At 42.3% G+C, this 24,241-nt stretch carries 22 protein-coding genes and 1 riboswitch; of the genes, 2 read left to right on the forward strand and 20 right to left on the reverse strand.

The window, feature by feature from the left end; genetic code table 11:
- Nucleotides 1-74: 74 nt before the first annotated feature.
- The 7 genes from racE to D0469_RS05070 form a co-directional block, all read right to left on the reverse strand.
- Nucleotides 75-887: a glutamate racemase gene (racE, locus tag D0469_RS05040; RefSeq protein ID WP_117325552.1), complete on the reverse strand. Its 813-nt coding sequence runs from the start codon at nucleotides 885-887 to the stop codon at nucleotides 75-77.
- A gap of 1 nt (nucleotide 888) precedes the next feature.
- Complete coding sequence (locus D0469_RS05045; protein ID WP_117325553.1) at nucleotides 889-1,344, reverse strand: MarR family winged helix-turn-helix transcriptional regulator; 456 nt, start codon at nucleotides 1,342-1,344, stop codon at nucleotides 889-891.
- A 279-nt stretch (nucleotides 1,345-1,623) separates the two neighbouring features.
- Nucleotides 1,624-1,848, reverse strand: coding sequence for a spore germination transcription factor GerE (gene gerE / locus D0469_RS05050; RefSeq protein ID WP_101593148.1), 225 nt, complete (start codon nucleotides 1,846-1,848; stop codon nucleotides 1,624-1,626).
- 173 nt (nucleotides 1,849-2,021) lie between these two features.
- Nucleotides 2,022-2,486: an acyl-CoA thioesterase gene (locus tag D0469_RS05055; protein ID WP_117325554.1), complete on the reverse strand. Its 465-nt coding sequence runs from the start codon at nucleotides 2,484-2,486 to the stop codon at nucleotides 2,022-2,024.
- Nucleotides 2,487-2,723: 237 nt separating this feature from the next.
- Nucleotides 2,724-3,485, reverse strand: a complete 762-nt coding sequence (gene sdhB, locus D0469_RS05060; protein ID WP_117325555.1) for a succinate dehydrogenase iron-sulfur subunit — start codon at nucleotides 3,483-3,485, stop codon at nucleotides 2,724-2,726.
- Nucleotides 3,486-3,488: 3 nt separating this feature from the next.
- Nucleotides 3,489-5,249, reverse strand: a complete 1,761-nt coding sequence (sdhA, locus tag D0469_RS05065; RefSeq protein ID WP_117325556.1) for a succinate dehydrogenase flavoprotein subunit — start codon at nucleotides 5,247-5,249, stop codon at nucleotides 3,489-3,491.
- 66 nt (nucleotides 5,250-5,315) lie between these two features.
- Nucleotides 5,316-5,924 (reverse strand): succinate dehydrogenase cytochrome b558 subunit, encoded by a 609-nt coding sequence (locus D0469_RS05070; protein ID WP_117325557.1) that lies wholly within the window; start codon nucleotides 5,922-5,924, stop codon nucleotides 5,316-5,318.
- A 348-nt stretch (nucleotides 5,925-6,272) separates the two neighbouring features.
- Between D0469_RS05070 and D0469_RS05075 the strand changes: the two genes are divergently transcribed.
- On the forward strand, nucleotides 6,273-6,728 hold the full coding sequence (locus D0469_RS05075; protein ID WP_117325558.1) for a YslB family protein: 456 nt from the start codon (nucleotides 6,273-6,275) through the stop codon (nucleotides 6,726-6,728).
- Nucleotides 6,729-6,905: 177 nt separating this feature from the next.
- Here D0469_RS05075 and D0469_RS05080 read toward each other — a convergent pair whose 3' ends face one another.
- The 13 genes from D0469_RS05080 to zapA all read right to left on the reverse strand — a co-directional run bounded on the left by D0469_RS05080 (nucleotide 6,906) and on the right by zapA (nucleotide 22,962).
- Nucleotides 6,906-8,135, reverse strand: coding sequence for an aspartate kinase (locus tag D0469_RS05080; protein ID WP_117325559.1), 1,230 nt, complete (start codon nucleotides 8,133-8,135; stop codon nucleotides 6,906-6,908).
- A 115-nt stretch (nucleotides 8,136-8,250) separates the two neighbouring features.
- A riboswitch (Lysine riboswitch) is annotated at nucleotides 8,251-8,425 on the reverse strand.
- A 69-nt stretch (nucleotides 8,426-8,494) separates the two neighbouring features.
- Nucleotides 8,495-10,267, reverse strand: coding sequence for an excinuclease ABC subunit UvrC (uvrC, locus tag D0469_RS05090; protein ID WP_117325561.1), 1,773 nt, complete (start codon nucleotides 10,265-10,267; stop codon nucleotides 8,495-8,497).
- 339 nt (nucleotides 10,268-10,606) lie between these two features.
- Nucleotides 10,607-10,921 (reverse strand): thioredoxin, encoded by a 315-nt coding sequence (gene trxA, locus D0469_RS05095; protein WP_117325562.1) that lies wholly within the window; start codon nucleotides 10,919-10,921, stop codon nucleotides 10,607-10,609.
- Between the two features lie 517 nt (nucleotides 10,922-11,438).
- Nucleotides 11,439-12,416 carry an electron transfer flavoprotein subunit alpha/FixB family protein gene (locus D0469_RS05100; RefSeq protein WP_117325563.1) on the reverse strand — a complete coding sequence of 326 codons (978 nt, stop codon included), beginning with the start codon at nucleotides 12,414-12,416 and terminating at the stop codon, nucleotides 11,439-11,441.
- 192 nt (nucleotides 12,417-12,608) lie between these two features.
- Nucleotides 12,609-13,382, reverse strand: a complete 774-nt coding sequence (locus D0469_RS05105) for an electron transfer flavoprotein subunit beta/FixA family protein (RefSeq protein ID WP_117325564.1) — start codon at nucleotides 13,380-13,382, stop codon at nucleotides 12,609-12,611.
- Nucleotides 13,383-13,433: 51 nt separating this feature from the next.
- On the reverse strand, nucleotides 13,434-14,207 hold the full coding sequence (locus D0469_RS05110; protein WP_117325565.1) for an enoyl-CoA hydratase: 774 nt from the start codon (nucleotides 14,205-14,207) through the stop codon (nucleotides 13,434-13,436).
- Between the two features lie 82 nt (nucleotides 14,208-14,289).
- Nucleotides 14,290-14,910 (reverse strand): TetR/AcrR family transcriptional regulator, encoded by a 621-nt coding sequence (locus D0469_RS05115; RefSeq protein ID WP_407675727.1) that lies wholly within the window; start codon nucleotides 14,908-14,910, stop codon nucleotides 14,290-14,292.
- Between the two features lie 196 nt (nucleotides 14,911-15,106).
- Nucleotides 15,107-16,801, reverse strand: coding sequence for an AMP-binding protein (locus tag D0469_RS05120; protein ID WP_117325567.1), 1,695 nt, complete (start codon nucleotides 16,799-16,801; stop codon nucleotides 15,107-15,109).
- 372 nt (nucleotides 16,802-17,173) lie between these two features.
- Nucleotides 17,174-17,581 (reverse strand): DUF350 domain-containing protein, encoded by a 408-nt coding sequence (locus D0469_RS05125; protein ID WP_117325568.1) that lies wholly within the window; start codon nucleotides 17,579-17,581, stop codon nucleotides 17,174-17,176.
- A gap of 16 nt (nucleotides 17,582-17,597) precedes the next feature.
- Nucleotides 17,598-19,952 carry an endonuclease MutS2 gene (locus D0469_RS05130; protein WP_117325569.1) on the reverse strand — a complete coding sequence of 785 codons (2,355 nt, stop codon included), beginning with the start codon at nucleotides 19,950-19,952 and terminating at the stop codon, nucleotides 17,598-17,600.
- 42 nt (nucleotides 19,953-19,994) lie between these two features.
- Nucleotides 19,995-21,713 carry a DNA polymerase/3'-5' exonuclease PolX gene (gene polX / locus D0469_RS05135; protein ID WP_117325570.1) on the reverse strand — a complete coding sequence of 573 codons (1,719 nt, stop codon included), beginning with the start codon at nucleotides 21,711-21,713 and terminating at the stop codon, nucleotides 19,995-19,997.
- Between the two features lie 440 nt (nucleotides 21,714-22,153).
- Nucleotides 22,154-22,696, reverse strand: coding sequence for a CvpA family protein (locus D0469_RS05140; RefSeq protein WP_117325631.1), 543 nt, complete (start codon nucleotides 22,694-22,696; stop codon nucleotides 22,154-22,156).
- A gap of 5 nt (nucleotides 22,697-22,701) precedes the next feature.
- Nucleotides 22,702-22,962, reverse strand: coding sequence for a cell division protein ZapA (zapA, locus tag D0469_RS05145; protein ID WP_117325571.1), 261 nt, complete (start codon nucleotides 22,960-22,962; stop codon nucleotides 22,702-22,704).
- 190 nt (nucleotides 22,963-23,152) lie between these two features.
- Here zapA and rnhC point away from each other — a divergent pair, with 190 nt between their 5' ends.
- Complete coding sequence (rnhC, locus tag D0469_RS05150; protein ID WP_117325572.1) at nucleotides 23,153-24,115, forward strand: ribonuclease HIII; 963 nt, start codon at nucleotides 23,153-23,155, stop codon at nucleotides 24,113-24,115.
- The last annotated feature ends 126 nt before the right edge of the window (nucleotides 24,116-24,241 follow it).

A 24,241-nucleotide genomic window follows, 5' to 3' on the forward strand; every position in this document is an offset into this window, starting at 1 on the left:
CTATAGGTAGACTTTTTTAAGTGTCTACTCTATAGGGTACAGTTTAGTTTGACAGGGGTCTTAAATTGATTCATTCAATTTAACATTAGATCAGCCAGTTTGACTGTAATTACTTCGTCTATTGGTTTCTCAAGCCAAGAAGAAGCAATTTCCCGAAAGATATCCTTTGATCCCGTCGTAAAGAATCGATGCTCGGGAGTATCGTTGCTTGAGTTCAGCAGCCCATTGTGCTGCAGGATGACGCTTGCTTCTCTAGCCGTTTCCTCACCTGAAGAAATTACCTTTGTGGTTGGACCCATATAGTTGCTGATTACTGGACCTAAGAGCGGGTAATGGGTGCATCCCAGAATAAGTGTATCGAGATTTTTGGCCTTTAAGGGGCCAAGAGTTTCGGCTACTACTTTTTTCACTATCGATCCCTTAAACTCGCCGCTCTCCACGATAGGAACAAATTTTGGGCAGGCAAGGCTAACTACAGATACCCGTCGGTTAATGGATTGCAGTGCTTTTTTATAAGCCTCGCTTTTTACTGTTCCTTCCGTTCCGATGACGCCAATACGAAGAGTGTGTGACGCCTTAAGGGCGGCTCTGGCTCCTGGATGGATAACTCCCAGAACTGGGATCGGCAGGTTTTCCTTAATTTCCTCCAGCACAGCCGCGGTTGCAGTATTGCAGGCTATAATAAGCATTTTAATATCACATTTTAATAAATATCTTGTTAATTCCCATGTAAATTGCTGTACTTCTTCCATCGGCCTGGGGCCATAGGGGCATCTTGCCGTATCCCCCATATACAGAATGCTTTCGTTCGGCAGCTGGCGCATAATTTCTTTGGTGACTGTCAGCCCGCCTACTCCCGAATCGATTATTCCAATTGCTTGTTTCAACTTATTCGTCTCTCATTTCTTGGTGTAATTTAATTAAACTTCGCTTAAGAGATGATATTTCCTCTTCATTAAATTCAGTCAGAATTGCATTTAAATAATCCTGACGCTTTTTAATAACCTCATCAATAATCCGCTTCCCTTCAGACAATAAATGGATTCTGACGACACGGCGATCATTTACGTCCTTTACCCTCATCAGCAATTCATTCTTTTCCATGCGGTCCACTAAGTCGGTAGTAGTGCTGAATGCTAAATACATTTTATTAGAGAGTTCCCCAATTGTCATGTCTCCATCTTCAAACAGCCATGTCAGCGCGACAAATTGCGGGGACGTTATTTTATAATTGCTTAGTATTTCCCGCCCTTTTTGCTTTATGATTGTTGAAATATAGCGTAATTCTTTTTCTATCTCAGCAACATTGTTGGCATTGCTTGTTTTTGGATGGACTTTACTCATTCTCTACACAGCTCCCTATTCCTTCTTTTGCAAACCCCTCAATCTTATTGTGGTATAAAACATATGAAATTTCAAGGCGAATCCACTTTCTGCGGGTTTTCAATTATTGCTAGCAATGTTCATAAAAAAAACAGTAAAGATGACAAAGGGTGCTTTCCAGCGTATATGGAACATTCCAATACGCATAACAACCCCGTGCCACCTTACTGCATTGATTCTGATTAAACAAGGATTATTTGTTTTTCACCCTGCCAGAGGCAAGAATTAACCGACAAAACACTAAAGCTCAAGCTCGCCCATTCGAAGGAGCTCTACTACAGCTTGTGATCGCCCTTTAACTCCAAGCTTTTGCATAGCATTCGAAATGTGGTTCCGAACGGTTTTTTCGCTGATAAACAATTCACCTGCAATTTCTTTTGTGGTTTTGTCTTGAACTAATAACTCAAATACTTCTCTTTCTCTTTTGGTGAGTAATGGCTTATGAGTGAATTCGTTCTCCTTCAAGTATTGTAACCCTCCTTGCCTTCACCAGCGTAAACCCGGAATGGGTATCTATTTAGTCATCATATCTTATGTGAAAGACAGGACTGGTGTGACTGGTTTTAAACAAAAACTTCTGGGATCAGGAGGAGCCCTTTTACACACTTGAACCAAAAAGAAGAGGCTGACCAAACATTTTATACTTTACTGTGTTCTGTTGCCAATAGTAAATATTTTGTTTCATCTGACCATTTCACTGGTTTTCCATTTTTCCTTGAAATCTGTACCATAGTCCCTCTTCCAGTGAAACATATTGTACCATCCTCTTTTTTCCCCATATAGTGGACATCCACAGATGTTGAGCCTACAGAATTAGCTTTAACATATACCAACAATGTTTCATCGAAAAACACTTGCTTCATAAAATCGCATTGCAGATCAGCTACAACAGGTATAGTATCACTATTGCTGCTAACCCAATCCTGCATTAAACCAAGACTATTGAAAAACTCTATTCTCGCCTCTTCAAAATAGGTAAATGGGACAGTATTGTTTAAATGTCCGAACATATCTGTTTCTGAAAAACGAACTTTTACTTCATTTTTAAATGAGAATGATTTCTCCCACTCTTCGATATTAGGTATATATGCAATTTTGCTCAAAATGGATGAACCCCTTCCTTTGAATGAATATTCATTCATATTTTAATTGAATATGAAATTAATTGAAAGGGTTTTACATGGAATATGGATTAAAATATGGCTTTTCATTCCATACTGTATTGACTTTGATAACAAGGTTTTCATTGCAATAAAAACAGGAGCCTTCATCCAGAGATAAAGGCTCCTGTTGTTGAAGAACTTTTTATTTAATTACCTTGTCAAAAGGGAGTTTACTAACTATACCTGGTCGCTTCCGAAGAAATTACGGAAGGATTGTAGAGTAGTATCCCTGTTTAAAGCTGCAATAGATGTTGTTAACGGAATGCCTTTCGGGCATGACTGAACACAGTTTTGTGAATTACCGCAATTAGCAAGTCCACCATCACCCATGATTGCATTCAGGCGTTCTGCCTTGTTCATTTCACCTGTTGGATGAGCATTGAATAAGCGCACCTGAGAAAGAGGTGCAGGACCGATAAAATCGGAATTGCTGTTCACGTTCGGGCACGCTTCCAGGCAAACACCACATGTCATGCACTTAGAAAGTTCGTACGCCCATTGGCGCTTTCTTTCTGGCATACGCGGTCCAGGGCCAAGATCATATGTCCCATCGATAGGAATCCATGCCTTAACCTTTTTCAGTGAGTCAAACATGCGGCTGCGGTCTACCTGAAGGTCACGGACTACCGGGAAGGTACGCATAGGCTCCAGACGGATCGGCTGCTCCAATTTGTCGACGAGTGCAGTACAAGATTGGCGCGGCTTGCCGTTGATTACCATTGAGCAGGCACCGCAAACTTCTTCTAAACAGTTCATATCCCAGGCAACTGGAGTTGTTTGTTTTCCTGTTACGTTCACAGGATTCCGGCGAAGCTCCATCAGTGCTGAGATTACGTTCATGTTAGGACGATATGGGATTTCAAATTCCTCTGTATAAGGGGCAGAATCTGGCTGGTCTTGACGTGTAATCACAAAACGTACTGTTTTATTCTCGGCCATTTGTTAATTTTCCCCCTTCTTCTTGGAGTAGTCGCGTTTACGCGGTGCAATCAAGTGAACATCTACGTCCTCATAATGGAACTCTGGAGCACTTGTTAATCCTGTAAACTTGGCCATTGTTGTTTTTAGGAAATCTTCATCATTACGGTCCGGGAATTCCGGCTTGTAATGAGCACCACGGCTTTCATTACGGTTATACGCTCCTAATGTAATAACCCTTGCAAGTTGAAGCATATTTTGAAGCTGACGGGTAAATGCTGCACCCTGGTTGCTCCATTTTGCTGTATCGTTAATATTGATGTTGTTCCAGCGCTCGATAAGCTCCTGGATCTTTTCGTCTGTTTTCTTAAGCTTGTCATTATAACGGACAACCGTAACGTTATCAGTCATCCATTCCCCAAGCTCTCTGTGAAGTACATAAGCATTTTCCGAACCATTAAGTGACATGATATTATTCCACTTTTCTTCTTCTTGCTTTACGTAACCATCAAATAAAGAGGAATCAAGGGAATCTGCACCCTTTTCAAGGCCTTGGATGTAGTGGACAGCCTTTGGTCCTGCAACCATTCCGCCATAGATTGCAGATAGCAGAGAGTTTGCTCCAAGACGGTTCGCACCGTGCTGTGAATAATCACATTCTCCGGCAGCAAACAAGCCCGGAATATTAGTCATCTGATCATAATCAACCCACAGACCGCCCATTGAATAGTGGACCGCCGGGAATATTTTCATAGGAACCTTTCGAGGATCATCTCCCATGAATTTTTCATAGATTTCGATGATTCCTCCAAGTTTAATATCCAATTCCTTAGGATCTTTATGAGAAAGATCCAGGTAGACCATGTTTTCACCATTAATACCAAGCTTTTGGTTAACGCACACATCGAAGATTTCACGTGTAGCGATATCACGAGGCACCAAGTTTCCGTATGCTGGATACTTTTCTTCAAGGAAGTACCAAGGTTTTCCATCCTTATACGTCCAGACGCGGCCGCCTTCCCCGCGGGCAGACTCACTCATCAGGCGAAGTTTATCATCGCCAGGAATCGCCGTCGGATGAATCTGGATAAACTCTCCATTTGAGTAGTAAACGCCCTGCTGGTACACGATCGAAGCTGCAGATCCTGTATTGATTATTGAATTGGTAGATTTACCGAAGATAATCCCAGGTCCGCCTGTTGCCATGATTACTGCATCGGCAGGGAAGGATTGAACTCTCATGTCCTGAAGGTTTTGCGCAGTTATACCGCGGCATACCCCACTCTCATCGATAACCGCACCAAGGAATTCCCATCCTTCGTATTTGGTAACAAGTCCTGCCACCTCATAGCGGCGAACCTGCTCATCAAGTGCATATAAAAGCTGCTGCCCTGTTGTCGCTCCGGCAAAAGCTGTCCTGTGGTGCTGCGTGCCGCCAAAACGGCGGAAATCAAGTAATCCTTCTGGCGTACGGTTAAACATAACGCCCATTCTATCAAGCATATGAATAATTGCAGGAGCGGCTTTTGTCATTGCCTCTACAGGAGGCTGATTGGCAAGAAAATCCCCTCCATAAACTGTATCATCAAAGTGCTCCCAAGGTGAATCCCCTTCACCCTTAGTATTAACCGCACCGTTAATTCCGCCCTGTGCACATACAGAGTGGGAGCGTTTCACTGGAACCAATGAGAATAACTCAACTTGCTGTCCTTCTTCAGCAGCCTTAATGGTAGCCATCAAACCGGCCAGCCCGCCGCCGACAACGATAATTCTTCCTTTACCCAAACTTGCTCACTCCCTTAATCTAATCAAAGCTTACTAACTGGCTTTGACCAATAAATCTATCTAATATTAAATGAATGCGAAAATAGTTCGAATGCCTACTACAGAAAGAGCGACAAAAATGCCAATCGTAACATATGTAGATATTCTTTGTGAACGCGGTGTTACTGTTAGTCCCCAGCTGACAGCGAATGACCATAAACCATTGGCAAAATGGAAAATCGCTGAGAGAACTCCAACCAGGTAAAATGCAAGCATGAATGGATTCGACAGGATATTCTCCATCATCTGGAAATTAACATCTGCACCTAATGCTGCCTGAACTCTTGTTTCCCATACATGCCATGCTAAGAACACTAGTGTAATAATCCCAGTTACACGCTGAAGCATAAACATCCAGTTGCGAAAATATCCGAATCTACCAGTATTGTTTTTCGCAGTGAAAGCTATGTATATCCCATAAATAGCATGATAAAGAAGCGGCAAATAGATAATCACCGTCTCTAAAATAATCCGGAAAGGCAGGCTTTCCATAAAATGCGCCGCGTCGTTAAATGATTCCGGTCCTTTTGTTGCAAAATGATTGACAACTAAATGCTGAATGAGGAACACACCTACAGGGATTACTCCCAGCAGTGAATGTAACCTGCGATAGGCAAACTCTCGATTTTTTGCCATACAATACCCCCCCTTATAAATAAAAAAAGCAATGCATGGCAATATCCCCCGCCAATGCAACCCGAAAATGATTTTTCGTCATTTTCTAACAATTAAGTGACATGTTCATTTTACTCCCTCAATCTATCAGCGTCAAGAAAACGGATACAACATTATTTCTTTAGTAAAATAGAAATATTAAAAATATTGAAACATCACACACCTTATTAAGATAATACCCTTTTCTGCAGAATTACTTATTTAAAATATATCAAAATAGTTATTTGTCAAAAATATATTCCAGGAAATAATTTATTCTGCTACCAGCAAAAAGCGTATATAATGTAAGAATAGAAAGAGGAGATGAAAATGGTAAATAAGAATTCGACAAATGACCAGATAACCTTGAATGAAAAAGAATTAATGCCTTCGTTTGGATACGAAGTGATCAAGGATATACTGCTGCCCGATATTCTTGGTAAAGATTCAGCTCAAATCCTCTATTGGGCCGGAAAGCAGCTGGCCAGGAAATTTCCTTTAGCCGGCACAGAGGACGTAGCATCATTTTTTCAAAATGCCGGCTGGGGCAATCTCCATATTGTCAAACAAACCCGAGACACTTATGAAATTGAACTGACGGGTTATGTCATCGCTCGGCGCCTCTCCATGTATCCAGACTGTCATTTTCAATTAGAGGCCGGTTTCCTGGCCGAACAGCTTACCCTGCAAAAAAATATGATTTCTGAAGCCGTTGAAGAAAAGAAGAAACGTGCCGGCAAGGTTATCTTAATTGTCAAATGTGATGCAAAGGATCATATAGAGTAATCTAAATATTTTTTGTGTTACCGCTATGTTAGAGAAACCTTGTTATATGCAAACAAGGTTTCTTTAACTGGTAAGGGAATGCCATCAGTCCAACTTCGTCATCCGGAAGCTAATTCAAGAATATCCCGTTCTCTCTCCAAAAAAAGCAAATTTAGCAGACCTTCTTTTTCCAGCGGATTAAACTGCTGGTACTGCTTCAAGGTTGAAGGCGTTATGCAATGCTTTTACAGCCTTTAGCATCTCGGCTTCAGCAACGACTGTTGAAACTTTAATTTCTGATGTGCTGACCATTTTGATTTGGATATCATTTTCCGCCAGTACCTGAAACATCTCTGCAGCAACCCCAGGGTTTGATACCATTCCGGACCCGACAATGGATACTTTAGCAAGATCTGTTTCCGTTTCAACATGGGAAAAATCAAGCTGCTCCTTGTATGTATTCAGAACTTTCAAGGTTTCTTTGACATCATCACTTTTGATAGAAAAGGATAGACTAGTACTGTTTTGTTCCTGAGTCATGCTCTGGATAATAATATCAACATTAATATGGTGTTTTGCCAAAGTGGTGAAAACCGTTGACAGCGTACCTATTTTTCCAGATAACCCACAGATTGTCACTCTGGTAATACCATCTTCAAATGCAATGCCCCTTACTACCAAGTTTTGTTCCATTGTTGCTTCCTCCTCAATTATAGTACCTAGAACCCGTTCCATGCTTGATCTGACCTGCAAAGGAATTTTATAATTTTTTGCAAACTCAACTGCCCTGGGATGCAATACACCTGCTCCTAAGTTAGCAAGCTCGAGCATTTCATCATAGGAAACTGATAGAAGCTTTCTTGCCCCTTCAACATACCTCGGATCTGTCGTATAAACTCCAGTTACATCCGTATAAATATCACATTTTTCCGCTTTTAAAGCAGCTGCCAAGGCCACAGCAGTTGTATCAGAACCGCCTCTGCCAAGAGTTGTTATTTCTCCATCCGCAGTCCAGCCCTGGAAGCCCGCTACAACAACGATTTTCCCTTGCTTTAGCTGATCAAGGATTTTTCCTGTTTCAATGTTCATGATTCTTGCATTTGAATGGATAGGTTCTGTCTCAATCCCAGCCTGCCAGCCGGTGTATGATATTGCCTCTTGGCCTAACTCCTTTAAAGTCATGGCCAGCAAGGAAATCGTGATTTGCTCGCCGGTTGTGAGCAGCATATCCATTTCCCTTTTGCTTGGATAAGAAGATATTTCCTTTGCCATGGAAACCAAATGATCGGTTGTTTTTCCCATTGCAGAAACCACAACAACCACTTGATTGCCGTTATTAACTTCTTCAATAGCTCTCTCGGCTACATTTCTGATTTTCTCAACACTGCCTACTGAAGTTCCTCCGAACTTTTGTACAATAATGCCCACGCTGTAATCCCCTCTCAATCGGTTGCAAACAACCTTTTTTCATTCGAATAAACACAAAAAAGCAATGAGAATAATATCTCATTGCTGTGAGGTACGCAAAAAAATACGCAAGACACAGTGAGATAGCTCTCCAAGAATATTCTTGACAATCCGGTTTTTATTCAATACCGGACCAGCAAAACAAGCTATGAGGCCTGTCCCACTTCGGCGATTTCCCCTTTCCAGGCTTTTCGTTGAAGCTCATACTTCTCCAAACCTGTACTATTGAATTTCGCACCTCTATCACCACTTTAATATGGTAAAGTTTAAACGTATGAATTTAAAAATGATTATAGCACAGCTATATGGCAGTGGCAATGTTATTCTTGTAATTTTCTTACGATTTCATCTGCCAATGCTGATGGAATGCCTGCAGCCATAATGTCTTCCACTGAAGCTTCCTTCATTTTCTTAACTGATCCAAAGTGTTTCAATAACAGCTTCCTCCGCTTTTCGCCTACTCCTGGAATATCATCAAGCATCGATTGAAAGGCATTTTTCCCCCGTATTTGACGATGGAATGTAATCGCAAAACGGTGGACTTCATCCTGTATCCGCTGGAGCAAATAAAATTCCTGGCTTCGTCGGTCAAGCTCAACAATTTCAAGCGGGCTCCCTATCATCAATTGAGAGGTTCGGTGTTTCTCATCCTTCACAAGCCCGGCAAGCGGAATATCCAGCCCCAATTCATTTTCCAATATGTCGCGGACCCCCTCGACATGGCCTTTTCCTCCATCAATAATAATCAAATCCGGTAAAGGCAGGCCTTCCCTCAATACTCTGCTGTACCTTCTTCTGATTACTTCCCGCATTGACTCATAGTCATCAGGACCCTTTACTGTCTTAATTTTATACTTCCGATACTCTCTTTTCTCCGGCTTTCCGTCAATAAAGACAACCATGGCCGAAACTGGATTCGTTCCCTGGATATTCGAATTGTCAAAGGCTTCGATTCTATGCGGGGTGTAAATCCCCAGCTGTTCTCCGAGGCTTTCCACTGCCTTTATTGTCCGATCTTCGTCCCGTTCAATTAGAGAAAATTTCTCTTGAAGTGCAATCGTTGCATTTTTGCTGGCCAGCTTTAATAAATCCTTCTTCTGCCCTCTTTTAGGCCGGAGAACCTTAACTTGCAGCAATTCTTCAGCCAGCCCTGCATCGATAGATTCAGGCAAAAGGATTTCCTTTGGCTTAAAGTGATTGACCTGGGAATAAAATTGGCCAAGGAAGGTAAGCAGTTCTTCCTCTGGCTCACCATAAACCGGAAAGGTAGACACATCTCTCTCGATCAATTTTCCCTGCCTTACGAAAAATACCTGAACGCACATCCATCCCTTGTCAAAGGCATATCCGAAAACGTCCCGGTCAGTGAAATCGGTATTCATCATTTTTTGCTTTTCCATCGTTACTTCTATATGGGCGATTTTATCACGGTATTCCTTTGCCCGCTCAAAATCCAGCTCTTCTGCTGCAGCCGTCATTTTTTCAGACAGTTCTTTTTTTATGTCCTTATACCCCCCGTTTAGAAAACGTGTGATATCTTCGACAATAGTCTTATACTCAGATTCAGAAACCTTATACACACATGGAGCGAGACACTGTCCAAGATGATGGTATAAGCAGACACGGTCGGGAAGGGTCGTGCATTTCCGCAGCGGGTATATCCGATCCAGAAGCTTTTTTGTTTCATTAGCTGCGATCACGTTTGGGTAGGGCCCAAAATATTTCCCCCCGTCTTTTTTAACCTTTCGGGTGGTTATCAGCCTGGGATGCCTTTCTGAGGTAAGCTTGATGAATGGGTAAGTTTTATCATCCTTGAGCATGACATTGTATTTGGGATCATGTTTTTTTATTAAATTAAGTTCTAGAATAAGTGCTTCTATATCAGATGATGTAACAATATATTCAAAGTCTTCAATTTCATTCACCAGCCTGAGGGTTTTCCCGTCATGCGAACCCGTAAAATAGGATCTGACCCGATTTTTTAAAACCTTCGCCTTGCCTACATAGATGATTGTTCCCTGGCGGTCCTTCATTAAATAACAGCCGGATTGATCAGGGAGAATGGCCAACTTATCTTTAATTTTCTGATTCATTATTAGCCCTCCTTTCTCAGTTAGTTTTATATCAAAAGCCTAGGCATGACTGCAGGCTAATTTACGCTATATTCCATCATATAGTGGTTCGGCTGTATTTTCAATTAGCAGATTCTGCACAGCATTTAAGCACCCTGGATAGAGGAAGAACGGTTAATTCACCACGTCCTTTAGCGGCGCCGGCACTAGAACGCCGTGAGCGTCGAGGCTTTTTTCCTACCTCGCTGGAGGTATACACAATTACTTTCGTTATCCACATAACATTTTATGATTTCCTATCAAAAAGAAAGAAAACCCTGCCCACCGGCAAGGTTTTCGTGTTTAGAGCAGCTGCAAATATTAAGCGTGTCTTGATAATAACTCAGATAATGCTTCTTTAGGCTGGAAACCAACCACTTTATCAACTACTTCTCCGTTTTTAAATACCAGTAAAGTAGGAATGCTCATTACGCTGTACTTTCCTGCTGTTTCCTGGTTTTCATCAACATCAAGTTTAACGATTTTCAATTTATCGCCCATTTCTGAATCAAGTTCTTCAAGAACGGGAGCAATCATTTTACAAGGTCCGCACCATGGAGCCCAAAAGTCTGCAAGAACAAGACCTTGGCTAGTTTCATTAGAGAAAGTTTGGTCAGTCACGTTTACAATCGCCATATCTAAATGCCTCCTAATTGAGTAAAGTAAATAACTAAAGACAGTATAGCATTGTTTATTTACAGCAGCTAATTATTTGCCTCATTTTACTTTACCCTGTAATTGGGTCATCTATCCTTTTTTTGAAAGTGCAAGCATCTTTCAATGAACCTGTTAAAGCTATATACCACTATCCTTTAAAGCTAAACACCCAGTCGTTAAACCAACCATATTACCATTCGTTTATGGCTGCATATGCAAGAACTATGGTAGTGGCTTAATCCCTTTAGAAAAGGCTCTGTTAACTTGCCTGTTGATTTCCGGTCCAGGCACTCGTTTTCCGCGGGCGGTTCGGGAGCCTCATCAGCGCACCTGCGGGGTCTCCCTTGACCGTTTTTCCCGCAGGAGTCTCGCACCTTCCACTCCAATTAACAAGTGTCAAAATTAACAATGAGCTTTAACATGGCATTAGAAAAAAATTAGTTTTACCCTTAAGAAGTGAAAAGACCTGGCAAAAACCGGGTCTTTTCTGTTTGTTTTATGCGTTTACCTTTAATTTCTTGAATTCTTCAGTCAGCATTGGAACTACCTCAAATAGATCCCCTACAATGCCGTAGTCCGCAACCTTAAAAATGTTTGCTTCTGGATCCTTGTTGATGGCAACAATCACTTTTGAATTGGACATACCGGCAAGATGCTGGATAGCTCCTGAAATTCCGCAAGCAATGTACAGGTCAGGCGTTACTACCTTGCCTGTTTGTCCGATTTGCAGTGAGTAATCGCAATAATCCGCATCACAAGCTCCGCGGGATGCGCCCACAGCTCCTCCCAATACCTGTGCCAGCTCGTTTAATGGATTGAACCCATCAGCGCTCTTAACTCCGCGTCCACCAGCAATGATTACCTTTGCTTCAGACAGATCAACACCTTCACTAGCTTTCCGGACTACTTCCTTAATAACTGTACGGAGGTCCTTAATTTCAGCTGAAAGAGAGGTTACCTCACCTGAACGGGATTCATCCTTTTCAAGCGGCGTGATATTGTTAGGACGAATTGTTGCAAAGATCAGGCCATCTGTAACGATTTTCTTTTCAAATGCTTTTCCGGAATAGATAGGGCGGACAAATACCAAGTTTCCTCCGCTTTCCTCAATATCTGTAACGTCAGATACCAAACCTGAATTCAGCTTACTTGCAATTCGTGGTGAAAGATCCTTTCCAAGTGCTGTATGTCCAAGAAATATTCCTTCTGGTTTTTCTGACTCTACTACAGCCATAAAAGCTTGAGTGAAGCCATCTGAAGTATATTGCTTAAGTTTTTCGTCTTCAACTGCTACTACACGGTCAGCGCCATATTTGATTAATGAGTTGCCTAAAGACTGAATACTGTCACCAATTAATACGCCGACAACCTCTCCGCCTTCTGCAGCCTTTTTTGCTGCAGCAACCGCTTCAAATGATACATTACGAAGGGCACCGTCGCGAACCTCTCCCAATACAAGAACTTTTCTAGCCATCTATATAACCTCCTGTGCTTTTTTATATAAGTATGCTTCTACCACATAACTACTGTCAGCTCCAGCACCGGCACCTTTTTTTGCATAAGAAGCAAATAAAGCCCCCTCTCACGCTACGTGCCAGTGCCGTAGTCACCCAAGGATGTGTCGAACTTAGCCGATCACTCCTCTTTTCAGGGCACTAATGCTTTTCTATATTACCTTTGCTTCTGTATACAGCAGCTTTACAAGTTCGGCTACCTGCTGAGGGATATCCCCGCTCAGCACTTTGCCTGCTTCCTTCTTCGGCGGCAAGTAAACCTCAATTGTTTTTGTTTTTGCTTGCACATCATCTTCCTCAAGATCAAGGTCGTCAAGCTCCAATTCCTCAAGAGGTTTCTTTTTCGCTTTCATGATTCCTGGAAGCGAAGGATATCGCGGTTCATTTAAGCCCTGCTGAGCGGTAACAAGAATTGGAAGAGTGGTGGAAATTACTTCAGAATCACCCTCAACATCACGGACAACGCTTACATTTTTGCCGTCAATTTCAAGTTTTGTAATCGTTGTGATATATGGGATATCCAATAGCTCGGCAACGCGTGGCCCAACCTGACCTGATCCTCCGTCGATTGCTACATTTCCGCCAATGATTAAATCAGCTTCTTTGTCCTTCAGGTACTCGGCTAAAATCTTAGCGGTTGAAAACTGATCTCCATTTTCAAGATCATCCTCTGTGTTGATCAATACTGCCTTATCTGCTCCCATGGCTAGTGCTGTACGCAGCTGCTTTTCAGCTTCTTCGGAACCAACTGTTACTACAGTAACTTCTCCGCCTTGTGCATCGCGGACTGTGATTGCTTCTTCTACAGCGTATTCATCGTATGGATTAATAATAAACTCAGCGCCATCTTCATTGATTTTCCCGCCAGAAAGAGTAATTTTTTCTTCTGTATCAAAAGTTCTTTTTAGCAAAACGTAAATATTCACGGGTATTCTCCTCCTAGTTAAATTCAGTATATTGTAAGACTATTAAACTATCTAATTCCCTTTAAATACAGGCTCCCTTTTTTCTATAAAAGCACTGATACCTTCCTTTGCATCAGCTGAGACGAAAACGGTCCCGAATGCCTCTGCTTCCTTTTGCACGCCCTTATAATAAGATTCAGTCTTCGAATAGTTCAGCAGCTCGATTGCTGCCTTAATTGCCAGCGGGCTTTTCTTTGCTATTTTTGCTGCCAGCTCCCGTGCCTTTGGAAAAAGCTCTTCCTCAGTGTATGCATGGTTAGCAAGACCAAATTGAGCCGCTTGTGTGCCGGTGATCGGCTCGCTGGTGAACAGCATTTCCGCTGCCTTGGCAGGCCCGACATAACGGGGCAGGCGCTGTGAACCTGCGAAGCCCGGGACAAGACCGAGCTGCAGCTCAGGAAGCCCAAGTTTTGCATTTTCGGACACCAGCCTGATATGACATGCCATTGCCAATTCAAGTCCTCCTCCAAGCGCTGCTCCATGGATAGCAGCAAGGACCGGTTTTGAAAATGTTTCAATACGTTCAAACAAATCCTGGCCTTTTGAGGCTAATTGAGCAAATTCTTCTCCGCTCCCTATTGTTGTGAATTCCTTGATATCTGCTCCGGCCGAAAAGAATTTTCCTTCGCCCTTAAGCAATATGACCCTGACTGATTCATTCATCTCGAATTCGTCAAAGATCACTGAAAGCTCTTCCAAGAGACCTGAGGAGAGTGCATTTGCAGGCGGCTTTTGTATAGTTACCTCTGCCACATGCCCCTCAATTGAGTATGATAAGAATCCCAAATCTTCACCTCCCTCTAGCTTTATTAATCGAAAACACTTTTAGTATGTAATTGGATGGGCAGCAAGCTGCCCGATCCTGCTCCTAGCTTTTGCCGCAGCCGCCAACTAACAGCTCATGCACTGGCTTTGCGAGGTCCGTCAAGCTATACTTTTGTTCATTCATGACCCAAGTCGTAGCAATTTCATCTATCGTCCCAAAGACTGTTTGTCTTGCCAGCCTTAGATTAAGGTCCGGACGGAATTCTCCGCTGGCTATCCCCTCCGTCATAATTTCGTCGATTAGATTTAAATAACCCCGCAATACATCATTAATCCTGTGCCTTAGCTCTTTATTGGACTGCCTTAGTTCAAGCTGGGTTACAATGGCGAGATGGCGATCTTCAGACAGAATCTCAAAATGTTTTTCGACCATCACTAATAATTTCTGCGTTGCCGTGTCGATTCCTTTAATTTCTTCTTCAATTTTTTCAACAAAATAACCCATTTTTTCATGAAATAAAGAAATCAGGATATCTTCTTTGTTTTTGAAATATAGATAAATCGTTCCATCAGCCACGCCTGCTTGCTTTGCGATCCTTGAAACCTGCGCTTGGTGATAACCATTTTCAGCAATAACAATTACCGCTGCATCAATAATTTGTTTATATTTTGGCCTGTTCTTATTCAATGATAATGCCCCTTCTTCAGAAAATGAATGAATCATCATTCATAATTTTATCATAAGCTGACGTGACCTGTCTGTCAAGAGAAAACTGGCTTTGTGTCGCTTCCATTCAGATATTCATTTGTGTTAATTTTCTTTTGTAATTAATCCTTTTTTTATATTTTATCCATTACTCCAAAGGCATGTCCAGGACTTACAAAAACCTGAGCCAGTTTTATGGCCCGGGAATATATCTTTATGCTTCTTTTCTTTCATCAAACTTTCGTTTTTCCTCATCCACAAGCACACGCCGCAGAATTTTTCCGACAGCTGTTTTAGGCAATTCATTCCTGAATTCGTAAATCCGCGGAACTTTATAGGCAGCCAAATGCTTTCTCGCAAACTGATTCAGTTCTTCCTCTGTTACTGCAGCTCCTTCTTTCAGGACGATATAAGCCTTAACGGTTTCACCGCGGTAAGGGTCTGGAATTCCCGCGACGACAAGCTCTTGTACATCGCTATGCTCGTAAAGGACTTCTTCTATTTCCCTCGGATAAATGTTAAAACCGCCAGCTATAATCATATCCTTTTTCCGGTCCACCACGTAAAAATAGCCTTCCTCATCCATGTATCCGATGTCGCCGGTCAAGAACCAGCCATTTCTGAAAGCCTGTTCGCTATCATCCGGCCTGTTCCAATATCCTTTCATTACCTGCGGACCTTTAATTCCTATTTCGCCTATTTCTTTTGGCGGCAAAGGCTCTCCTGTTTCTGCAGAAATAATAGCAGCGTCAGTATCGGGCCACGGAACTCCAATGCTTCCTTTTACCCTCGGACGATCCCATACAAAATTGGAATGGGTAACAGGAGACGTTTCTGTCAGTCCATAGCCCTCGACAAGCTTCCCGCCCGTTACTTCTTCAAACCTTTGCTGTATTTCAACAGGCAATGGTGCAGAACCGCTTATGCAGGCATCGATTGAAGATAAATCATACTTCGTTAATTCTGGATGGTTTAATAATCCGATATAGATCGTAGGAGCCCCTGGGAAGAGTGTCGGGCGCTGTTTTTGGATTGTTTTTAGTGCTGTTTCTGCGTCGAATTTAGGCAGCAGGATCATCTTATTGCCTTGCATAATAGATAAGAACATAACGGTTGTCATTCCATACACATGGAAAAAAGGAATAATCCCGAGTACGCTTTCTTTTCCCTTGCGTGCTTTATACAGCCAGGCAGCGCACATTTTTGCATTGGCGACAAGGTTTTTATGTGTCAGCATGACTCCCTTTGGAAAACCGGTAGTACCACCCGTATATTGAAGAACTGCAAGATCATTTTCAAAGTCTATCGACAACTCAATTTCTTCGGGTACTGTACCTTTTAAAATTTCTTTAAGTAAGTGATTGTGTCCGTGATGCTCCACTTGCACCGTAATGCCATACTGTTTTTTTTGGATAAATGGATAAATCAAGTTCTTCGGGAATGGCAGGAAATCTTTGATAGCGGTTACAATAATGTGTTCAAGTTTGGTGTTAGGCATTACCCTTGCTGTACGGGGATACAAAATATCCATCGTTACGATAACTTTAGCCCCTGAATCCTTCATTTGGTATTCAAGTTCACGGTCCATATAAAGCGGGTTAGTCGGAACAACTACACCGCCTGCGAGCATCGTCCCAAAAAATGTAATGACTGATTGCGGACAGTTCGGCAGCATGATTGCCACCCGGTCCCCTTTTTGCAGCCCTAGCTGTTTGAGATATGCTGCAAATTTTAGCGCTGAATGATAAACTTCCTTGAACTTCAATTCCTTCCCCATAAAATGGATTGAAGTCAGGTCCGGGAACTGTTCGGCAGCTTCCTTCAAAAAGGCTGGCAATGGTGTATTTCCATAGGAGAGCTCAAAAGGAATTTCCTCTGGATATAATTTGAGCCAAGGTTTTTGTTCCAATAAATTTCCCTCCTTTTTTTTTATTAATAATTCAAACTATTCGATATAATTATATTATACGCAAACTGCCTAGACAATGATTAACGATTCATAATTCCACTGCAGTTAAAAAATAATAGCGCCCCATCAGAAAAAACATTTCCGACAAGGCGCTTAAATTTAACCCTTCCTGGCAGGGTTGGCCAATTGTTTAGCGGTGCCAAGCTGAGGATTCTCTTACTTACACAGATCCGGGTATATATTTTTAATCGGTATCCGTTTAAGAATAAGCTTAGACTAAAAGAAAACCATATAAATGATGCCTACTAACAGGAATACTGCACATAAACCAAGGAGTACCTTAGCGAGTGTTTCCAAATCCAACCTCTCCCATTATGAGATGCCTGCTCCGATCACAAAGGATAGCCCGACAGAAATCATCAGTGATATTAAACCGACGGCACGGTTATCATTCTCTATTTCTTCATCAATTTTAAAACCTGGGGTTAAAAATTCAAAAATAAAATAACTGGCCAACAGCAGGATAAATCCAAAAATACCCCAGCTTATCATCGACAATAAAGAATTATGCTGCTGGATTGAATGAGTAAAAATATTAGCGATCCCAAAAATTTTTCCGCTCGTTGCCATTGCGACGGCCAAGTTTCCATTTTTGATTTCAGCCCAGTTTTTATATTTTGTCACCAGCTCGAAAACGGCAAGAAAAACCACGATGAAAAGGATGACGACGCTATAATTAGCAGCAGTATTCACAAACTCATTTTCCCAAAAGTTTTTCATATGGTTAGCTCCCGATTTATTTAAACTCTACAACCGTCACACCTGTTCCGCCTTCTCCCGCTTCCCCAAAACGGATTTTTTTCACTGAGCGGTGATTGCGCAGATACTCCTGTACACCCTGTCTTAGCGCCCCAGTACCTTTACCATGGATGATGGACACTCGAGGATAGCCGGCAAGCAGCGCATCATCGATATACTTCTCCACCCTGGAAAGCGCCGTTTCGAAACGCTCTCCTCTTAAATCCAGCTCAAGACTAACGTGGTAGTCTTTGCCGCGGACAGTAGCAAGATGCTTCGTTTCTTTAGGCTTTTCACTTTTAATGAATAAGAGGTCACTTTCTTTCACTTTCATCTTCATAATGCCAATTTGAACCTGCCACTCGTCTGACGAAACTTTCTCTACTATATGCCCCTTTTGGCCAAAGGTAATAACCTTGACCTCATCACCTGGCTGCCATTCTCGTTTTTCTGCTTTTACAGCAGCTTTTTTCGATTTTTTCACAGCTGGGGCGGATTCTTCAATCCGTCTCCGTGCCTCGATTAGCTCATGCTCTTTCACTTCAGCATTTTTTTCAAGAGCAAGCTTTCGCAGTTCAGAGATCACTTCTTCTGCTTCACGCTTTGCTTTTTCAACAATTTCTGATGCTTCCCGGGCAGCTTTGTCGATCATTGAGTCTTTTTCATCATAATATTCCATAATCTGTTTTTGAAGGTCTTTATGAAGTTTTTCTGACTGCTTGAGATAGTCGTTTGCTTCTTCCCTGTCCTCTTCTGCCTGCTTTCGGCTTTCTTCAAGAGAAGCGATCATATTCTCGACTTTATTTGTATCGGCACCAATATAGCCTCTGGCATTTTCAATAACGGATTCGTTTAGCCCCAGCCGCTTGGAAATTTCAAACGCGTTGCTTCGGCCCGGTACTCCGATTAATAATCGATAGGTTGGGCTAAGCGTCTCAATATCAAATTCCACGCTCGCATTTATAACTCCCTGACGATTATAGCCATATGCCTTGAGCTCCGGATAGTGAGTTGTCGCAATGACTCTAGCTCCTCTTTTATAGACCTCATCAAGAATGGAAATCGCCAGCGCCGCACCTTCCTGAGGATCGGTTCCAGCACCCAATTCATCAAACAGAACGAGGCTATCATGGTCCATCTGCTTTAAAATATCAACAATGTTAACCATATGGGACGAGAAGGTACTCAGACTCTGTTCAATCGACTGTTCATCGCCAATGTCGGCGTAAACAGAGCGGAAAACAGCTGCCTCAGACCCATCTATGGCCGGTATTTGCAAGCCGGCCTGTGCCATCAGGGTGCACAAGCCGATCGTTTTCAGCGTAACTGTTTTACCACCTGTATTGGGCCCTGTTATTACGATTGTCGTGAAGTCTTCACCTAGAAAAATATCGTTTGCCACTACTACGTCTGGCGGGATTAATGGATGCTTCGCCTTAAAAAGCTTCACCCTGCCTTCATTGTTCAGCAGCGGCTTAGAAGCTTTCAGTTTCTTTGCGTATTTAGCCTTGGCAAACATAAAGTCAATATGCGCAAGAATTTTTACGTTCTGCAGCAGCTCGTGAGTGTGTTCACCAACAGCTGCTGACAATTCAATTAGTATCCGTTCAATTTCCTGCTGTTCCAGAACCCGGGTTTCTTGCAACACGTTATTGAGCTGTACAATTACCTGGGGTTCAATAAATAACGTTTGACCTGAAGAGGATTGGTCATGAATAATACCGCCATATGAGCTGCGATATTCTTGTTTCACTGGAATAACAAAGCGATCATTTCGGATCGTTATAATGGCATCCGACAGCATTTTTTGGGCATTGGAGGAACGGATCATGCTTTCAAGCTTTTCCCGGACCCTTGCCTCATTCGTCCGCAGCTGATTGCGAAGAGCCCTTAGCTTTTCGCTTGCTGAATCCATCACTTCGCCGTTTTCACTTATTGCATTATTAATGAGCTTCTGCAGATCCTGCTGCGGGCTAAATGCGTTCATGTATTCTGCAATAAGCGGCAGTTCATGTCCATCCTCAATCAATTCAGCGATAAAACGCTCCAATACCCTTCCCGCCCGGATCGTGCTTGAGATTTCCATAAGCTCACCTGGACTCAGCATTCCGCCTATTTGTGCTCTTTTTGCATGTGGTCTTATATCAAAAATGCCGCCAAGGGGAACATTTCCTCGCAGCCGAAAAGCTTTTGCTGCTTCATCCGTTTCTTCCTGCCATTTAACTACTTCTTGAAAATCAACAGAAGGTTCCAATTGCTGCGCTTTTTCCTTTCCTATTGAAGAAGATGCAAATGTAAGCAGCTGTTCTTTAATTTTATGAAATTCTAATGTACGCATTGCTTTATTATGCATGGAGTAACTACCTCCTTCACTTAGCCTGTATACTCCGGAAAATTAATCATTTCTTTTTAAAAACCCCAATAATTCATCTGGCTCCCTTGCATTTAACACACTGGATGTTTTAATCCAGCCTTTCTTTGCTGCCGCTACTCCGACCTCCATATCCTCAAGCATATCAATGCTGTGTGCATCAGTATTGATAACAAGCATAACGCCTGCCTCTTGTGCCTTTCTTACATTCTCGGAGGAAAGATCAAGTCTGTTGGGGTTTGCGTTTAGCTCTAGGGCTGTATTCGTTTTTGCAGCCAATTCAATCAGCATATCCATATCAACATCATAGCCTTTACGCCTGCCAATCACTCTCCCTGTCGGATGAGCAATTATGTCAACATGTTTGTTTTCAAGTGCATTTTTGAGCCTGTTCATAATTTTTTCTCTTGGCTGTGAAAAACTCGAGTGAATAGATGCAATGACAAGGTCCATCTCTTTTAGAAGATCGTCATCATAATCAAGCGATCCATCAGGCAGAATATCCATCTCAACGCCTGAAAGGATCGTAATGTCATCATATTTCTTATTCAATTCACGTATAAGGGCTTTTTGTTCCCTTAAACGTTCAGGAGTCAGCCCATTTGCCACAACCAAATAGCGGGAGTGGTCTGTAATGGCCATATACTTATAACCTTTAGCACGGCAAGCCTCTATCATTTCTTCTATAGAGTATGCCCCATCACTCCATGTGGAGTGCAAATGGAGATCACCTTTTATATCCGATAGAGAGATTAGGTCACTCGCTGAAATTCGTTTATCAACCTCAGTTCCGTCCTCCCGTGCTTCTGGAGGGATAAATGGCAGTCCAAAATGCTCAAAAAACTCTTTTTCGGAGTCAAAATTGAGAATTTCTCCAGTTTCAGACTGTTCTACACCATATTCGCTGATTTTCTCTCCCCTATCTTTCGCCAGCTGTCTCATGCGGACATTATGATCTTTAGAGCCTGTAAAGTGGTGGAGGGTAGTAATGAATTCATGGTTTTTTACCAGCCTGAAATCCACTGATACTTCATATTGATAAGCCAATGTGACGGAAACCTTGGTGTCACCTGCTGCAATGACCTGGCTGACATGCGGTATCGCAAGCAGCTGGTCCTTTACGGAAACAGGATTATCGGTCGCAATAATGAAATCAAGATCCTTTATTGTTTCCTTCATCCGGCGGATACTGCCTGCCCGTGAAAATCTTACTATATCCTTCATCTTGCCAAGAATGTTTTCAATCTCTGCTGCAATCGGCAGCATAAACGCAATTGGGAGACGGTCCGGACGGGATCCTGACTCCTGGATCGCAGCCAAGATTTTCTCCTCCGTTTTTTTGCCAAAGCCTGCAAGGTCACGAACCTTTCCTGCTTCACAGACAGACTTCAAATCTTCTATATTCTCTACCTGTAATTCTTTATAAAGCTTGGAAATTTTCTTTCCTCCTAGCCCTGGCAGCTGCAGCAATGGAACCAGCCCCTCAGGAACCTCAGCCTGCAGTTCTTCTAGCACAGACGATTTTCCTTCTTTTATATACTCTTCAATCACTGCAGCTGTTCCTTTTCCAATACCTGACAGTGCCGTAAAATCTTCTATTCCATGCAAGCTCCGGTCATCGGTTTCGAGTGCTCCAGCCGCTTTCCTGAATGCAGAAACTTTAAAAGGATTCTCGCCCTTTAACTCCATATATATCGCAATGCGTTCCAATAATCGGATTACATCTTTTTTATTAACTGACATTGTTTTTCACCTGCAATTTCCGCTAGATTTTCTTTCTTTAAGATACCGTGCTTCAAAAGAATTCACAACTCCTAAAAGTGGAAGCGCCTGCGGAGGATGAACGGCTAAGGTAGCCACGTCCGCATTCCTTCGCTGTTCTGACCCACATCGTGCGGGCCCGGCAAGCATAAGACAAACGCGGATAGAAAGCGCTTTTTGCCTTCCGAAGCGTTTGGCTTATGACCTTGAGGCCGACTAAGATCGCTGCGTCGGAGCTGGGCGCTGGAGCTAGACATCTGTACTTGTTAAAAAGTATTACTTATCTCTTTAGAAAAGCGGAAGCGCAGTACTTTACACAGCATACTCTTTCTGTTTCAAACGAAGAACCCTGCCAAGATAAACTGACAAGGTTTTTTCCACCATTACTGTACGTTTTAGTTTCGTTGAAAACAGACCGCGGTTTAGACAGGCATGTAATCGAACCAAAGTTCCTTTACTTTGCCCGACAGCAGAGGAGTACTTTTTACAATTCCTTCTGCCATGAAAGAATCAGCCAACTGGGCCTGAAGTGGTTCAATCGGCAAAAGAGCTGCTATGTATAATAGAATAAACATGATAAGATAAACTTCTATGAGTCCTAATAAGCCACCGCCCCAGACATTCAATTGTTTTAAAATCGGGAAGTGGGCAATAAAATCAAGCATCGATCCAAATAGCTGCCAGGCTATTTTCGCACCGAAAAACAGAATCGAAAAAGCAATAGCATTATAAAATGCCGTATCCAATCCCATGCCGTCAAAAATCATTTTTAGTGCTGCTGTGTCGCCAAAACTTGGATAAGGAACCCACAGTTTAAGCTTAGGAGCCAGATCATCATAATAAACATATGCAACTATAAAGGCAATAATAAAACCCGTAATGTGGATTAGCTGAAGAATGAATCCGCGGCGGAGTCCGATCAGGAACCCTATCAGGAGGATGGCGATAATTGCAAGATCAAGCATTTCCTTCAATCCTTTACTCTCTTTAATTCCAGTTCAAGCTGGTTTATTTGATCTTTTAACTTTATATAATCGTGTACGGTATTAACAGCAGTCAAAACAGCAAGCTTACCTGTATCCAAAGAAGGATTCTTGGAGCTGATTTCTCGCATTTTATCGTCAACCATAGAAGCAACGAGCCGGATATGGCTGGAGCTTTCCGTACCAACTATGGTATATTGCTGTCCGAATATATCAACAGTAATTCTATTTTTCTTATCGTCTGACAAGATGATGCCCCCAATCCTAAAGAATCCTAATCTATATCATAACATGAAACCCTTTCGCCTTGAAAGCATGACGATGCCATTTTATAGGCGATGCATGGTTTTTCTTTAGAATCAATCGTGAAGCTTCCTGTATATAACAGAAAATGCGATTACATTTCAATAAACACAAAACCAAGGAGAGTTTTAAACTATGTCACATGTCGTTCTGCAATTATCACTTTCACAGATCGAAGCCATGAAAGTGCATTATTCCAAATTCCTCTCAGCTAAAAATCCTCCTGGCAGCATTTTTGCGGCCAAACCAGACCTGTGCACCATTACTGCCTATAAGTCAGGAAAAGTCCTTTTTCAAGGGGCACGCGCAGCGGCTGAATCTCAGCAGTGGGGATCTGCAGCATCTGCGTCTGTTGCTGAGAAGCCAGAGAAAAAGTCCGCCGCTTCGTCGGTTAAAGTACACAGCTACTCGCCTCCCTCCAATATTGGCCAATTATCTGTCATTGGGTCAGATGAAGTTGGAACTGGCGATTATTTTGGACCGATAACAGTAGCGGCCGTATATGTTAAAAGCGATCAAATTCCATTGTTAAAGGAACTAGGAGTTAAAGACTCAAAATTCCTGAACGATTCGCAGATTATCAGTATAGCCTCCGAAATCAAGCATATTGTCCCATACAGCCTGCTGATTTGCGGTAATCCGAAATATAATGCCATGCAGTCAAAAGGAATGTCCCAGGGAAAAATGAAGGCATTGCTCCATAATCAGGCATTAAAAAATGTAATTGAAAAAATACAGCCTGAGGATGCGGATGCAGTATTGATCGACCAGTTCGCGCAGCCAGGCGTATTCTTCAACTATTTAAAAGGACAAGAGCTATTTAAAGCGAAGAATGTCTATTTAAGCACGAAAGCAGAGAGTATACATATGTCGGTAGCTGCCGCCTCTATTCTTGCCCGCTATGCATTTGTTAAGCAATTCGATAAACTGTCCGAAGCTGCCGGATTCAAGATTCCAAAAGGAGCTGGTGGTGCGGTGGATGAAGCAGCAGCGAGATTAATTCATGAGCATGGAGTAGAAGCACTCCATAAATTCACAAAGGTGCATTTTGCAAATACGAATAAGGCAAAAGGGCTTTATAATAGAAAGTATAAGTAGAAGGCAGAAGCTGGCCGCTTTTTATTTAATAAAATCCCGGTTTATTTTTCTCTCAGGCAACAGGACAAAAGTGCAAGCGACCTAACAAAAAAGGGACAGCTTAGTGTGCCGCGTCCTGTGGAAACG

It is taken from the genome of Peribacillus saganii (assembly GCF_003429095.1).
Classification (GTDB): Bacteria; Bacillota; Bacilli; order Bacillales; family DSM-1321; genus Peribacillus; species Peribacillus saganii.

Excerpts from the sequence above, each read along its gene's own strand:
- D0469_RS05045 (WP_117325553.1), bottom strand. The coding sequence starts at position 1,344 with ATGAGTAAAGTCCATCCAAAAACAAGCAATGCCAACAATGTTGCTGAG.
- sdhB (WP_117325555.1), bottom strand. The coding sequence starts at position 3,485 with ATGGCCGAGAATAAAACAGTACGTTTTGTGATTACACGTCAAGACCAG.
- D0469_RS05070 (WP_117325557.1), bottom strand. The coding sequence starts at position 5,924 with ATGGCAAAAAATCGAGAGTTTGCCTATCGCAGGTTACATTCACTGCTG.
- D0469_RS05075 (WP_117325558.1), top strand. The coding sequence starts at position 6,273 with ATGGTAAATAAGAATTCGACAAATGACCAGATAACCTTGAATGAAAAA.
- uvrC (WP_117325561.1), bottom strand. The coding sequence starts at position 10,267 with ATGAATCAGAAAATTAAAGATAAGTTGGCCATTCTCCCTGATCAATCC.
- trxA (WP_117325562.1), bottom strand. The coding sequence starts at position 10,921 with ATGGCGATTGTAAACGTGACTGACCAAACTTTCTCTAATGAAACTAGC.
- D0469_RS05100 (WP_117325563.1), bottom strand. The coding sequence starts at position 12,416 with ATGGCTAGAAAAGTTCTTGTATTGGGAGAGGTTCGCGACGGTGCCCTT.
- D0469_RS05115 (WP_407675727.1), bottom strand. The coding sequence starts at position 14,910 with ATGATTCATTCATTTTCTGAAGAAGGGGCATTATCATTGAATAAGAAC.
- D0469_RS05125 (WP_117325568.1), bottom strand. The coding sequence starts at position 17,581 with ATGAAAAACTTTTGGGAAAATGAGTTTGTGAATACTGCTGCTAATTAT.
- D0469_RS05130 (WP_117325569.1), bottom strand. The coding sequence starts at position 19,952 with ATGCATAATAAAGCAATGCGTACATTAGAATTTCATAAAATTAAAGAA.
- polX (WP_117325570.1), bottom strand. The coding sequence starts at position 21,713 with ATGTCAGTTAATAAAAAAGATGTAATCCGATTATTGGAACGCATTGCG.
- D0469_RS05140 (WP_117325631.1), bottom strand. The coding sequence starts at position 22,696 with ATGCTTGATCTTGCAATTATCGCCATCCTCCTGATAGGGTTCCTGATC.
- rnhC (WP_117325572.1), top strand. The coding sequence starts at position 23,153 with ATGTCACATGTCGTTCTGCAATTATCACTTTCACAGATCGAAGCCATG.